Below are 13,218 nucleotides of genomic sequence, written 5' to 3'. Positions count from 1 at the left end.
GGTGCTCCTCCCAAGGACGTCAAAGGAAAAAGCCGGCCGCGCGGGACGCGGGAACGCCGCAGCGCGTGCCGGCCAAATTTGACCAGAGCGGAAGGGACGTAGCGCTCCGGTCCCGGAAGCCAGGCTTCCGACCATCGCGTTATGGTTGAGGGCAGCTGAACGAAGCCCGAAGAGAGCGTTCATGGCGGGTTCATCGTCAGATGGAGCGGTTCGGGATGGTTGGGTCTTGAAGTCGTCAGACGGCGTCACCATCTCCGGTCTGCGGGCGCCAAACGGGTCCGCGGAAGGGTTCGCATCGCCAAACGGGGTGCGCATCCGAGATCAGCCCGGCCAACTGCCTTTGAAATCAGGCTTTGGCTCGAGACAGCAATTCGTCGCTCACAGGAGGACAACCATGCGTCACGTCGATTTCTCCCCCCTCTATCGTTCCACCGTCGGTTTCGATCGTCTTTTCACGATGCTCGACAGCCTCGGCCAGCCGGACCAGAGCCCGACCTATCCGCCCTACAACATTGAGCGCACCGGCGAGAACGCCTATCGCATCACCATGGCCGTGGCCGGTTTCGATGAAAGCGAGCTCTCCATTGAGGCCCGCGAGCACACGCTGACCATCAAGGGCGAAAAGGCCGATGAAGCCGGCGATCAGGCGCAGTTCCTGCACCGTGGCATCGCCAAGCGCGCCTTCGAGCGCCGCTTCCAGCTCGCCGATCACGTGGAAATCCGCGGCGCGCAGTTGAAGAACGGTCTGCTCCACATCGATCTCGTCCGCGAGATCCCGGAGGCCGCCAAGCCGCGCAAGATCGAGATCGCCTCGGTCGGCCGCGAGGCCAAGCAGATCGAGGCGCAGACCGCCTGACGATTCTTAGCTGAATGGACTGCGAACGGCGCCCCTTGGGGCGCCGTTTTGCGTTCAGTCGCAGAGCGACAGGAAGCGTTCAACGTCCTCGGGCTTGGTGGCGAAGGATGTGACGAGCCGAACCATCGTCTCGTCCTGCGCCATCGTCGCCTTGATTTCGGCCGGCGCCGGCCAGTCGTAGAGGGCGGCCCCCTTGTCGCGCAGCGCCTTGAGCGTCGCGTTGCGAAGGATGGCGAAAACCTCGTTCGAACCGGTCGGCCAGGCAAGGCGTGCCGATTTCGCCTGCGCGATACCGGCGGCAAGACTCGCGGCCATGGCATTGGAATGTCGCGCAAGTTCCAGCCACAGGCCGCCCCGCAAATAGGCATCGAACTGGGCGGCGATGAAGCGCGACTTCGAGAACAGCTGCGCCGAGCGCTTGCGCAGGAAGTGCATCTCGTGCGCACGACCGGGGTCGAACAGCACCAGCGCCTCGGCGCACCAGCAGCCGTTCTTGGTTCCGCCAAACGACAGGATGTCGACGCCGCGCTTCCAGGTCATTTCCGCCGGCGTTGCCCCGAGGGTGACAAGCGCGTTGGCGAAGCGGGCACCGTCCATGTGAAGCGGCAGCCTTCTCTGGCGGGCGACTTCGGCGATCGCGGCAATTTCGTCCAGTTCGTAGACCGTGCCGGCCTCCGTGGCCTGGGTGAGGGTGACGGCGACCGGCTGGCCGCCGTGGACGTTGTCGGGCGAAAAGCGTGCGATTGCCGCCGACAGCGCCGCGGCCGGCATTTTCCCGCGCGCCCCTTCGATGGGCACGAGCTTCGAGCCGGCGGCAAAGAACTCCGGCGCGTTGCACTCGTCGACGTTCACGTGCGCTTCGGCATGGCAGAGCACCTGGCCGCCGGGGCGATTGTAGCTGGCCAGCGCCAGTGAATTGGCGGCCGTGCCGGTGCCGACGAAGAACACGGCCACGTCGCGCTCGAAAATCTCGTTGAAGGTGTGCTCGACCCTCTTGTCGAGGTCGCTGGTGCCGTAGGCCTTGGCGTAGCCGTCGGCAGCTTCGGTAAGGCTGCGGGCGATGTCGGGGTGGGCGCCTGCCCAGTTGTCAGAGGCAAAATACATGCAGATTTCCCGGTTCTCCGGCTCCATTGCCGTGGGTCAGTCGGACCATAATGCAGCAATCCATTTGATCAATCGGCTTTCGCAGCGTCGGACGGGAAAATGGGGGTTTTGAAATGAAGGGAAATTTTTGGTCGCAGTCACGTAATAAAAATTCAAAAGCTCTTATTGGTTGGTAATTATTCGTCCCGGAGTGCTATTATTTTAGCAACATGGCCTTGCGGTCCAAATTCGTTTCTGGCATAGATCCACCGAAATAGGACAGTCTTGCTGTCCTATTTCGGTCAGGAGACCGAAACAACGCCCACACCTCTTTTCGGAGGTGTCTGGCTGATGGCGCAAGTATCGCCGTTCACCGAATGAACGGACGCGCTTTGCACTTTGCAACGGTCGCTGACGCATGCCTGGTCGGCCGGACCATCTATTTGCCGCCCGATCCGGTTCATGCAACGATGACGCCCGTGGGGCCGGATGCGAGGACGCTTCCGGCTGGCGCGCGGGTGAGACCCTGCCCGCGCAGCTCGGGCCACAGGAGGGATGACGATGAGGGATTTCGCGTCGAATAGTTTTGGTTTGAACCGGGCGCAGACGACTGCGACGGACGCCAAAACGACGACGACGACGCGACGAGCCGGTCATCCAATAAAACAGGGCCTCTACGATCCGAAAAACGAGCATGACGCCTGCGGCGTCGGCTTCGTCGCGCACCTGAAGGGCAAGAAGTCGCACCAGATCGTCAAGGACGGTCTGTTCATGCTGGAAAACCTGACGCATCGCGGTGCGGTCGGCGCCGACCCGCTGATGGGCGACGGCGCGGGCATCCTCGTGCAGATTCCCGACCGCTTCTTCCGCGAGGAAATGGCCAGGCAGGGCATCACCCTGCCCAAAGCCGGCGAATATGCCGTCGGTCATATCTTCATGCCGCAGGACGAGGCGTTGATCGCCCACTTCAAGAACGTCATCAAAGAGGTCGTCGCCGAGGAAGGGCAGCACCTGCTCGGCTACCGCGACGTGCCGGTCGACAATTCCTCGCTGTCGAAGGCGCCGGACATCGTCGCCACCGAACCGCGCCATGTGCAGGTGTTCATCGGTGCAGGACGGAACGCTGCGACGACGCCGGAATTCGAGCGTCGCCTGTTCACCCTGCGCAAGGTGATCTCCAACCGCATCTATGACGAGTACAAGGGCGAGGAGAGTGGCTTCTATCCCGTCTCGCTGTCGTCCTCGACGATCGTCTACAAGGGCATGTTCCTGGCCTACCAGGTCGGCGCCTATTACAAGGACCTCGCCGATCCGCGCTTCGAATCGGCCGTCGCCCTCGTGCACCAGCGCTTTTCGACCAACACCTTCCCGTCCTGGAAGCTGGCGCATCCCTACCGCATGGTCGCCCACAACGGCGAGATCAACACGCTGCGCGGCAACGTCAACTGGATGGCGGCCCGCCAGGCCTCGGTCTCCTCGCCGCTGTTCGGCGACGACATTTCCAAGCTCTGGCCGATCTCCTATGAGGGCCAGTCGGACACCGCCTGCTTCGACAATGCGCTCGAATTTTTGATCCGCGGCGGCTACTCGATGGCGCATGCGGTGATGATGCTGATCCCGGAAGCCTGGGCCGGCAACCAGCTGATGGCGCCGGAGCGCAAGGCCTTCTACGAATACCACGCCGCCCTGATGGAGCCGTGGGACGGGCCGGCCGCCGTCGCCTTCACCGACGGCAAGCAGATCGGCGCCACCCTCGACCGCAACGGCCTGCGTCCGGCCCGCTACATCGTCACCGACGACGACCGCGTCATCCTCGCTTCCGAAGCCGGAACGCTGCCGGTGAAGGAAGAGAGCATCGTCCGGAAATGGCGTTTGCAGCCGGGCAAGATGCTTTTGATCGACATGGAGAAGGGCCGCATCATCTCCGACGAGGAGGTGAAGCACGAACTGTCGTCCAGGCATCCCTATCGCGAGTGGCTGGATCACACCCAGCTCATCCTCGAGGAGCTGCGCCCGGTCGAGCCGCGCGCGCTGCGCCGCGACGTCTCGCTGCTCGATCGCCAGCAGGCCTTCGGCTACACGCTGGAGGACACCAGGCTGCTGATGTCGCCAATGGCGACGACAGGCCAGGAGGCGATCGGCTCGATGGGCACCGACACGCCGATCTCGGCGATGTCGGACAAGACGAAGCTGCTCTACACCTATTTCAAGCAGAACTTCGCCCAGGTCACCAACCCGCCGATCGACCCGATCCGCGAGGAGCTGGTGATGAGCCTCGTCTCGTTCATCGGCCCGCGTCCGAACATCCTCGATCACCTGGGGGCGGCACATGCCAAGCGCATGGAGGTCCGCCAGCCGATCCTGACCAACGGCGACCTGGAGAAGATCCGCTCGATTGGCCACACCGAGGACCGCTTCGACACCAAGACGCTCGACTTCACCTATGACGTCACGCGCGGCGCCGAGGCCATGCTGGAAATGCTCGACCGCCTGTGCGAGCGGGCGGAAGCGGCGGTCAAGGGCGGCTACAACATCATCGTGCTCTCTGACCGCCAGATCGGCCCGGACCGCGTCGCGATCCCGGCGCTGCTGGCGACCGCTGCCGTGCACCATCACCTGATCCGCAAGGGGCTGCGCACCTCGGTCGGCCTCGTGCTGGAATCGGGCGAGCCGCGCGAGGTCCACCAGTTCTGCCTGCTTGCCGGTTACGGCGCAGAGGCGATCAATCCCTACCTCGCCTTCGACACCCTCACCGACATGCACAAGCGTGGCGAGTTCCCGAAGGAGGTCGACGAGAGCGAAGTCGTCTATCGCTACATCAAGGCGGTCGGAAAGGGCATCCTGAAGGTCATGTCCAAGATGGGCATCTCGACCTACCAGTCCTATTGCGGCGCGCAGATTTTTGACGCGATCGGGCTGTCCTCGGAACTGGTCGACAAGTACTTCTTCGGCACGGCGACGACGATCGAGGGAATCGGTCTTGAGGAGATTGCCCAGGAAACGGTCGCCCGCCACAAGGCCGCCTTCGGCCGCGATCCGGTGCTGGCCAACACGCTCGACATTGGCGGCGAGTACGCCTTCCGCATGCGCGGCGAGGACCATGCCTGGACGCCGGATGTCGTCGCCTCACTCCAGCATGCCGTGCGCGGCAATGCGCAGGACCGCTACAAGGAGTTCTCCCAGCTGGTGAACACCTCGTCGCTGCGCATGAACACGATCCGCGGCCTGTTCTCGGTCAAGGACGCCAGCGCCTGGGGCAAGAAGCCGATTTCGATCGATCAGGTCGAGCCGGCCTCCGAGATCGTCAAGCGCTTCTCCACTGGCGCGATGTCCTTCGGCTCGATCTCCAGAGAGGCGCATACGACGCTGGCCATCGCCATGAACCGGATCGGCGGCAAGTCGAACACCGGCGAGGGCGGCGAGGAAGCCGATCGCTACATGCCGCTCGCCGACGGCTCTGCCAATCCGGAACGCTCGGCGATCAAGCAGGTGGCCTCCGGTCGCTTCGGCGTCACCACCGAGTACCTGGTCAATGCCGACATGCTGCAGATCAAGGTGGCGCAGGGCGCCAAGCCCGGCGAGGGCGGCCAGTTGCCCGGCCACAAGGTCGACGCGACCATCGCCAAGACCCGCCATTCGACGCCGGGCGTCGGCCTGATCTCGCCGCCGCCGCACCATGATATCTACTCGATCGAAGATCTGGCGCAGCTGATCTACGACCTGAAGAACGTCAACCCGGAAGCCGACATCTCGGTCAAGCTGGTCTCCGAAGTGGGCGTCGGCACGGTTGCGGCGGGCGTTGCCAAGGCGCGCGCCGACCACATCACCGTCGCCGGTTTCGACGGCGGCACCGGCGCCTCGCCGCTGACGTCGCTGAAGCATGCCGGCTCGCCCTGGGAAATCGGCCTGGCCGAGACGCACCAGACGCTGGTGCTCAACGGCCTGCGCTCGCGCGTCGCGCTGCAGGTCGACGGCGGCCTGAAAACTGGCCGCGACGTCATCATCGGGGCGCTACTCGGGGCCGACGAGTTCGGCTTTGCCACCGCGCCGCTGATTGCGGCCGGCTGCATCATGATGCGCAAGTGCCACCTGAACACCTGTCCGGTCGGCGTTGCGACGCAGGATCCGGTGCTGCGCAAGCGCTTCAAGGGTGCGCCGGAGCATGTGGTCAACTACTTCTTCTTCGTCGCCGAAGAAGTGCGCGAAATCCTGGCCTCGCTCGGCGTGCGCAAGCTCGACGAGATCATCGGTGCCTCCGAACTGCTCGAAAAGGAGCGGCTGATCAGCCACTGGAAGTCACAGGGCCTCGATTTCAGCCGCATCTTCCACAAGGTCGATGCACCGAAGCAGGCGACCTACTGGACCGAGCGGCAGAACCACCCGATCGAGGACGTTCTCGACCGCACGCTGATCGAGAAGGCGAAGCCGGCTCTGGAAGCCAAGACGCCGACGTCAATCGAGGTCGACATCAAGAACGTCGACCGCTCGACCGGCGCCATGCTGTCGGGCGAAGTCGCCAAGCGCTACGGCCACAAGGGCCTGAAGGACGACACGATCACCGTGCGTCTCGACGGCACCGCCGGCCAGTCGTTCGCGGCCTTCCTGGCGCGCGGCATCACCTTTGATCTTGTCGGTGCCGGCAACGACTATGTCGCCAAGGGGCTTTCGGGTGGCCGCGTCGTCGTCCGTCCGCCGGAGAACTCGAAGACCGTGGCGCATGAGTCGATCATCGTCGGCAACACCGTGCTCTACGGGGCGATCGCGGGCGAGTGCTACTTCAACGGGGTAGCCGGCGAGCGCTTCGCCGTGCGCAACTCCGGTGCGGTCGCCGTCGTCGAGGGCGTGGGCGACCACGGCTGCGAGTACATGACCGGCGGCGTCGTCGTCGTCATCGGCCAGACCGGCCGCAACTTCGCGGCCGGCATGTCTGGCGGTGTCGCCTACGTGCTTGACGAGGAGGGCGATTTCGCCCGCCGCTGCAACATGGCGATGGTCGAGCTGCAGCCGGTGCCGGAAGAGGACGACATGCTCGAGAAGCTGCATCATCACGGCGGCGACATCATGCACAAGGGCATGGTGGACGTCTCAGGCGACATGACGCGGCACGACGAGGAGCGCCTGTACCAGCTCATTTCCAACCACCTGCACTACACCGGCTCGAAACGCGCCAAGGACATTCTGGACCATTGGGCGGACTACCGTCCGAAGTTCCGCAAGGTCATGCCGGTCGAATACCGGCGCGCGCTCGAGGAGATGGAGCGCATGAATATGGCCGAGGCAGCGGAGTGAATGGCCGACTGGCCATCATTCATCGGGTGATTTCAGTCGGCATCGCGGCCGCCGTTCCGGCGGCCGTCTACTGGATGAACGGCGAAATCGGTTTGGAATTCATCGTACTGGGTGCGGCAACAGGATTTGCCTACTGGTACTGGGGACCTTCGGTTCCCCCGCTATGAAGTGAGGAATACACTCGTGGGTAAGGTTACAGGGTTCATGGAAATCGATCGGCAGGTCGCGAAGTACCAGCCGGCGTCGGATCGCATTCGCCACTTCCGCGAATTCACGATTCCCATGTCGGATCAGGAAGTCCAGAAGCAGGCGGCGCGCTGCATGGATTGCGGCATTCCCTATTGCCACGGTCCAACGGGATGCCCGGTGCACAACCAGATCCCGGACTGGAACGATCTCGTCTACACCGGCAACTGGGAACTGGCGATCCGCAACCTGCATTCGACCAACAACTTCCCGGAGTTCACCGGCCGCGTCTGCCCCGCACCGTGCGAGGAGGCCTGCACGCTGAACCTCGAGGACACGCCGGTCGCCATCAAGACCGTCGAGCAGGCGATCGCCGACAAGGCCTATGAGATGGGCTATATCGTGCCGCAGCCGGCGACCGTCCACACCGGCAAGAAGGTCGCGGTCATCGGCTCCGGCCCGGCCGGCATGGCGGCGGCCCAGCAACTCGCCCGCGCCGGCCATGAAGTTCACGTCTTCGAGCGCGAATCGAAGCCCGGTGGCCTGCTGCGTTACGGCATTCCGGACTTCAAGATGGAGAAGAACTTCATCGACCGCCGCGTCGAGCAGATGCGCGGCGAGGGCGTCGCCTTCCATTGCGGCGTCAATGTCGGCGTCGACAAGACGATGGACGAACTCCTCGCCGCGTTCGACGCCGTGCTCTACGCCGGCGGCTCCGAAACGCCGCGCGACGCCGGCATCCCCGGCGTCGACCTTCAGGGTGTGCACGATGCCATGCCCTATCTCGTCCAGCAGAACCGCCGTATCGGCCGCGAGAACATGGACAGCGTCGGCTGGCCGTCCGACCCGATCCTCGCCGGCGGCAAGCACATCGTCGTCGTCGGCGGCGGTGATACGGCGTCCGACTGCGTCGGCACCGCCTTCCGCCAGGGTGCGGTGAAGGTCACCCAGCTCGACATCCGCCCGCAGCCGCCGGAAAAGGAAGACAAGCTCGCCGTCTGGCCGTTCTGGGCGACGAAGATGCGCACCTCGTCCTCGCAGGCCGAGGGCGCGATCCGCGAGTTCCAGGTCGGCACGCTCGAATTCGTCGGCGAGGACGGCGTGCTGACGGGGGTGAAGTGCTGCCAGGTCGACGAGCGCCGAAAGCCGGTCGCCGGCACCGAGTTCATCATCAAGGCCGATCTCGCCTTCATCGCCATCGGCTTCCGCGGCCCCTTCACTGACAGCGTCCTGAAGGATCTTGGCGAGAAGCTGGCAATCAACACCGACCGGCGCGGCTCCTCCAACGTGGTCGCCAATGATCGCGACTACAAGACCTCGGTCGACAAGCTGTGGACCGCCGGCGACATCCGTCGCGGCCAGTCGCTGGTGGTCTGGGCGATCCGCGAGGGCCGCCAGGCGGCGCGCGCCATCGACGAGGCGCTGATGGGCACGACGACGCTGCCGCGCTGAGACGACCCACTGCTGCCGTCATCCCTGCCTTGAGCCGGGATCCGGCAGCGCCGCGTCTGCGGCGCGAAAAGAGTTTATGCGCTCAAGGACTTGAGCACGCTGGATGCGAGTCCGGCATGACGGTGCAGATTGGGGGGCGCTCAAGGAGATGAAGGGTGTGTTGCCAGCACCCTGGATGGCGGCCTCGTCGGCGGCACCGCCACGGTTCTTTCTTTGTCCTACAGTCGGCGCTGTGACCGCACTCAACCCGCAAAGGCGATGAGGTTGCCGTCCGGATCGCTGACGATGATGGTGCTGGTGCCCCATTCCTCCGTGCGAAGCTGCTGGTGAAAGATCGCCCCCGAGGCTTCGTACTCGGCCGCCAGTGCTGCGACGTCCTCGACGAGGATGGTCGCGGACAGCGCGTCCTCTTCCGCGGACCGGAATGTCCGGTCGAACGGCAGCCGGTCGACTTGCCGCAGGTTCAACTGCACGCCGTCCCGATAGATCTGGCCGTAGTAGGGTGGGTCGCCATAGAGAAAGGCGACGGTGAAGCCAAGTTTGTCGGCGTAGTAGTCGCAGGACGCCTCGACATTCGCGACGAAGAGCTGTGGCTCGACCGCCATGAAAATCGGCCGGCGCTCGGTCGCGGGCTCGTTATCTTCGTTCGACATGCAAATCCTGTCCTGGTCAGTTGGTGGCCTTTTGCGGGCCGATCGGCTGGGGCCGCTTGTCCAGCCGGAAGTCGTCCACCCGGCCTTCGGGAGCGGCGGCGAACTCGCCCTTCTGTATCATCTTGTCGCGCGGGCTGCGGCCGCTGCCCTTGTCGAGTGCGGAGCCGCCGAGGAGCACCGTGCCGCCGTCGAGCGCCGGATCGGTCAAGCTGATCGGCTGCGTGCGGACGATGTCGGCGGCATCGGTCGGGGTGGTCACGACCAGGTTCGACACGGCTTCACCGCCCTGTGGCTGACCAATGGTCATCGCGTCGCCGAGGATGCGGCGGATTTCCTTTTCGACATAGAACGCCATCTTGCGCTTGCCGGCCTTTGTCATCGACACGCCGTCGGAGCCGCGCAAACGCACCTGCTGGCCGTTGATGTCCGACCCGGTGACAACGAACTTGCCGCTCTCGTCAACGAAGCCGTCCCAGATGTCAACGAAGGTTCCTCCGGTCTTTTCGACGGTGCCGCGATAGATCGTGTTGAAGGCCGACATGTCAGCTGTCATCGAGGTTGTCTGGAAAGCCGGCATGCCAACCCACATTAGCGGGACTTTCTTTTCCAGCACGAAGGATGAGAGGGCCGCTACGCGCTGTTCGTACTCCTTGGACCACGCTTCGCTGCGGAACTTCTCCTTGCTGCCGCCGATCGTCATCATTTGTCGGTCATTAGCGCCGAGGCTCAGCACCACGACGGCCGGCTTGATTTCATCGATCAACGCCGGCAGTTCGGTCTGCCAGTTGTAGTAGTCCTGCCGCACAAGGCCGGACGAGCCGTTGGTGCGCGCCTCGATCGCGACACCGGGCATCTCCGTAAACGCCTCCGTCAGGCCGTCGCCGATTCCGCTGGCGATGAAATCACCGACGACGAGCACCTTGCGTGCGTCCGGCAGTTTCTCCACCACGACCGGCTCGGGAACAGCAATGGCCGGCGGCACCTTCTTCTTTGTTTTGGGCTTCTCAGTTCTCGTCTGTGTCCGACGCTGCTGCTGGCGTTGCTGGTAGTTCGGCTGCTGCTGGGCCCGGCGCCCGAATCCGAATCCGCCGAACAGAAGATCGAGCACCGTGCGGCGCTGGACCCGCTCCTGCGCAACGGCATCCGAATAAACGGCCACCGGCGGCACGGCGATCGCCAGACAAGTCAGCAACAATAGCAATCGGCGTAATCGTCGCATTCGCGGTCAGGATCCTGTTCGGTCGGCATGATGCTCAGACGCCGTCATGGCATGATGATGGCAAATAGATCGCGTTCGCGAAAGCCCGCGATATGATTCGGGCGCCACAAGGGCGCCCGAATTCCGATTGGCGATGTCGGTAAGGTTATTTTCGCAGGGCATTCAGCAGGGCCGTGCTCGGCTGGCCGTCCGTCGTCAGGCCAAGCCGACTCTGGACGGCCTGGATGGCGGCCTTCGAGCCGGATCCGAGATTGCCGTCGACTTCGCCGTCATAGTAGCCGAGCTCCTTGAGGCGGGATTGCAACTCGAACTTCTCGGCAATGTCGAGCGTGCCCTCAGGCCGCGGCCAGCGTTGTTTCACGCCGCCGTAGCCGGCAAGCTGATCGGCCAGCATGCCCACGCCCATGGCATAGGAGTTCGAGGCGTTGTAGCGCTTGATGACGAAGAAGTTGCGCGTCATCAGGAAGGCGGGCCCATTGGCGCCGCCCGGCATCAACAGTTCCGCGCGGTCGCCGCCATTCTTGAAGCCCTTGCCGCCGGGGCGGAGGAAGCCGAGCTTCTGCCACTGCGCGAGCGTTTTGGTCTGACCTTCGTAGGCGCCGCCGCCGTTCGGAACGACGGTCTCGTAGCCCCAGGTCTTGCCCGGTTGCCAGCCGTTCTTGTGCAACAGGTTCGCCGCCGTCGCCAGCGCGTCCGGCACCGAGTTCCATATGTCGCGATGGCCGTTGCCGTCGGCATCGACCGCATAGAGCAGGTAGCTCGACGGGATGAACTGGGTATGGCCCATGGCACCGGCCCAGGAACCGGTCATCTCGCGGGCGGGGATGTCGCCGTTCTGGACGATCTTCAGCGCGGCGATCAACTGCGTGCGCGCGAATTTCGCCCGCTTCGGATCGGCATAGGCGAGCGTCGCCAACGCCCGGGGCACGTAGTGCAACTTGTCGTCCTTGGACAGGACCGCGCCGTAGTTCGTCTCCATCGACCAGATGGCGAGCAGGATGTTGCGGTCGACGCCATAGTGCCGCTCGACCGCGGCCAGCGTGCGCGCATGTTTCCGGGCCATTTCCTGGCCGACTTTCACGGTGTACGGATTCACGCGGGAATCGAGGTAGTCCCAGATCTTGTGCTTGAATTCCGGCTGGTAGGCTGCCTTTTCCAGCACCTCGGGATCCGGTGTCCTGACGCCGGAAAAGACTTGCTGATAGGTTGCCTTGCTTATGCCGCTCTTTGCCGCTGTAGCGTAGAAATCGGCGATCCACTGCTGGAAGCCCGAGTCGGCCCGGGCGGCGGTCGGCGAGGCCAGAAGTGTCGCGGAGACGAACAGGGCGAGGGTGGAGCGACGGAGCCTGGACTTGCTAAGCTGATACATCGGTCGTTGGTTCCGTCTTTCGAACTATCGATCGGGCGGAGCGTTAAGCTTCCGGTGGAAAGCTCAGCCTACAGACATGAAGTCAACAAATTCTTTACCATGGAATTCCACCTACGTCTCTCTTTGCAAATTGATAGCAAATTGAAACTAATGCGGGAAACGCGCCTCCGATGAACGGAGGCCAATCAAGAGGTTTATGATGGCTGAAAAACGCAAGGTGCGCAAAGCGGTGTTCCCGGTCGCGGGGCTCGGGACACGGTTCCTGCCTGCAACCAAGGCCGTGCCCAAGGAAATGCTGACCGTCGTCGACAAGCCGGTGATCCAGTATGTGGTCGATGAGGCACTGGAGGCGGGAATCGAGCACCTGATCTTCGTCACGGGGCGCAGCAAGGCCGTCATCGAGGACTATTTCGACATCCAGGTCGAGCTGGAACAGACGCTGCGCCAGCGCAACAAGACCGCCGAACTGACGCTGCTCGAGCGTATCCTGCCGGTGGCAGGTTCCACCAGCTTCACCCGCCAACAAGAACCGCTCGGCCTTGGCCATGCGGTCTGGTGCGCGCGCGATCTCGTCGGCAACGAGCCGTTCGCACTGCTGCTGCCGGACATGATCATGAAGGCGCCGAAGGGTTGCCTGGCAAGCATGGTCGAACTCTACGAGCATGACGGCGGTAACGTCGTTGGCGTGGAAGAGTGTGCGCCGGACCAGACGCACAAGTACGGCATCATCGGCATCGGCAGCGAGGTCGGCAACGGCCACCGGATCACGCAGATGGTGGAAAAGCCGGCGCCCGGAACTGCACCTTCCAACTTCTTCATCAACGGCCGCTACATCCTCCAGCCGGAGATCTTCTCCATCCTCGCAACGCAGGAACGCGGCGCCGGCAATGAGATCCAGCTGACGGATGCGATGGTGAAACTCCTGAAAGAGCAGCCGTTCGCCGCCTACCATTTCCGCGGCGAGACCTATGACTGCGGTGCCAAGGATGGGTTCATCCTCGCCAACGTCGCCTTCGCTCTTGCACGCGCCGACATTCGCCCCGCGGTGGAAGAGCCGTTGATGACCTTGCTGAAGAGCCTGAGGTAATTCGACCGCGCACCCCAAAGTCTC

Annotated in this window: 9 protein-coding genes; 5 read left to right on the top strand and 4 right to left on the bottom strand. The window is 63.6% G+C overall.

The window, feature by feature from the left end:
• Positions 1-394: 394 nt before the first annotated feature.
• Positions 395-856 carry an Hsp20 family protein gene (locus tag AC1DDS_RS12110; RefSeq protein ID WP_477479120.1) on the top strand — a complete coding sequence of 154 codons (462 nt, stop codon included), beginning with the start codon at positions 395-397 and terminating at the stop codon, positions 854-856.
• A 54-nt stretch (positions 857-910) separates the two neighbouring features.
• Here AC1DDS_RS12110 and AC1DDS_RS12105 read toward each other — a convergent pair whose 3' ends face one another.
• Positions 911-1,960 carry a threonine aldolase family protein gene (locus AC1DDS_RS12105; RefSeq protein WP_477479119.1) on the bottom strand — a complete coding sequence of 350 codons (1,050 nt, stop codon included), beginning with the start codon at positions 1,958-1,960 and terminating at the stop codon, positions 911-913.
• Positions 1,961-2,500: 540 nt separating this feature from the next.
• On the opposite strand from AC1DDS_RS12105, the gene gltB reads away from it, so the two are divergent.
• From gltB to AC1DDS_RS12090, 3 genes are read left to right on the top strand one after another with little or no spacing between them, the layout of a single operon-like run.
• Positions 2,501-7,228, top strand: a complete 4,728-nt coding sequence (gltB, locus tag AC1DDS_RS12100; protein WP_477479118.1) for a glutamate synthase large subunit — start codon at positions 2,501-2,503, stop codon at positions 7,226-7,228.
• Positions 7,225-7,395 carry a hypothetical protein gene (locus AC1DDS_RS12095; RefSeq protein ID WP_477479117.1) on the top strand — a complete coding sequence of 57 codons (171 nt, stop codon included), beginning with the start codon at positions 7,225-7,227 and terminating at the stop codon, positions 7,393-7,395. Before gltB ends, AC1DDS_RS12095 begins: the two co-directional genes overlap by 4 nt.
• A gap of 16 nt (positions 7,396-7,411) precedes the next feature.
• A complete protein-coding gene (locus tag AC1DDS_RS12090) occupies positions 7,412-8,866 on the top strand; it encodes a glutamate synthase subunit beta (protein WP_477479116.1) in 1,455 nt (484 codons plus the stop codon).
• 242 nt (positions 8,867-9,108) lie between these two features.
• On the opposite strand, the gene AC1DDS_RS12085 is transcribed toward AC1DDS_RS12090, so the two are convergent.
• The 3 genes from AC1DDS_RS12085 to AC1DDS_RS12075 all read right to left on the bottom strand — a co-directional run bounded on the left by AC1DDS_RS12085 (position 9,109) and on the right by AC1DDS_RS12075 (position 12,107).
• Positions 9,109-9,519 carry a VOC family protein gene (locus AC1DDS_RS12085; RefSeq protein WP_477479115.1) on the bottom strand — a complete coding sequence of 137 codons (411 nt, stop codon included), beginning with the start codon at positions 9,517-9,519 and terminating at the stop codon, positions 9,109-9,111.
• Positions 9,520-9,535: 16 nt separating this feature from the next.
• Positions 9,536-10,738, bottom strand: coding sequence for an SGNH/GDSL hydrolase family protein (locus AC1DDS_RS12080; protein ID WP_477479114.1), 1,203 nt, complete (start codon positions 10,736-10,738; stop codon positions 9,536-9,538).
• 145 nt (positions 10,739-10,883) lie between these two features.
• Complete coding sequence (locus AC1DDS_RS12075) at positions 10,884-12,107, bottom strand: lytic murein transglycosylase (RefSeq protein WP_477479113.1); 1,224 nt, start codon at positions 12,105-12,107, stop codon at positions 10,884-10,886.
• 199 nt (positions 12,108-12,306) lie between these two features.
• On the opposite strand from AC1DDS_RS12075, the gene galU reads away from it, so the two are divergent.
• Entirely contained in the window at positions 12,307-13,194 is an 888-nt protein-coding gene (gene galU, locus AC1DDS_RS12070; RefSeq protein ID WP_477479112.1) for a UTP--glucose-1-phosphate uridylyltransferase GalU, read from the top strand.
• The last annotated feature ends 24 nt before the right edge of the window (positions 13,195-13,218 follow it).

Source organism: Mycoplana sp. 10N416 (assembly GCF_056394765.1).
This window is presented reverse-complemented; position numbering and strand designations above follow the sequence as displayed.

Coding starts and splice junctions, on each gene's coding strand:
- AC1DDS_RS12110 (WP_477479120.1), top strand. CDS start 395: ATGCGTCACGTCGATTTCTCCCCCCTCTATCGTTCCACCGTCGGTTTC.
- AC1DDS_RS12105 (WP_477479119.1), bottom strand. CDS start 1,960: ATGTATTTTGCCTCTGACAACTGGGCAGGCGCCCACCCCGACATCGCC.
- gltB (WP_477479118.1), top strand. CDS start 2,501: ATGAGGGATTTCGCGTCGAATAGTTTTGGTTTGAACCGGGCGCAGACG.
- AC1DDS_RS12085 (WP_477479115.1), bottom strand. CDS start 9,519: ATGTCGAACGAAGATAACGAGCCCGCGACCGAGCGCCGGCCGATTTTC.
- AC1DDS_RS12080 (WP_477479114.1), bottom strand. CDS start 10,738: ATGCGACGATTACGCCGATTGCTATTGTTGCTGACTTGTCTGGCGATC.
- AC1DDS_RS12075 (WP_477479113.1), bottom strand. CDS start 12,107: ATGTATCAGCTTAGCAAGTCCAGGCTCCGTCGCTCCACCCTCGCCCTG.
- galU (WP_477479112.1), top strand. CDS start 12,307: ATGGCTGAAAAACGCAAGGTGCGCAAAGCGGTGTTCCCGGTCGCGGGG.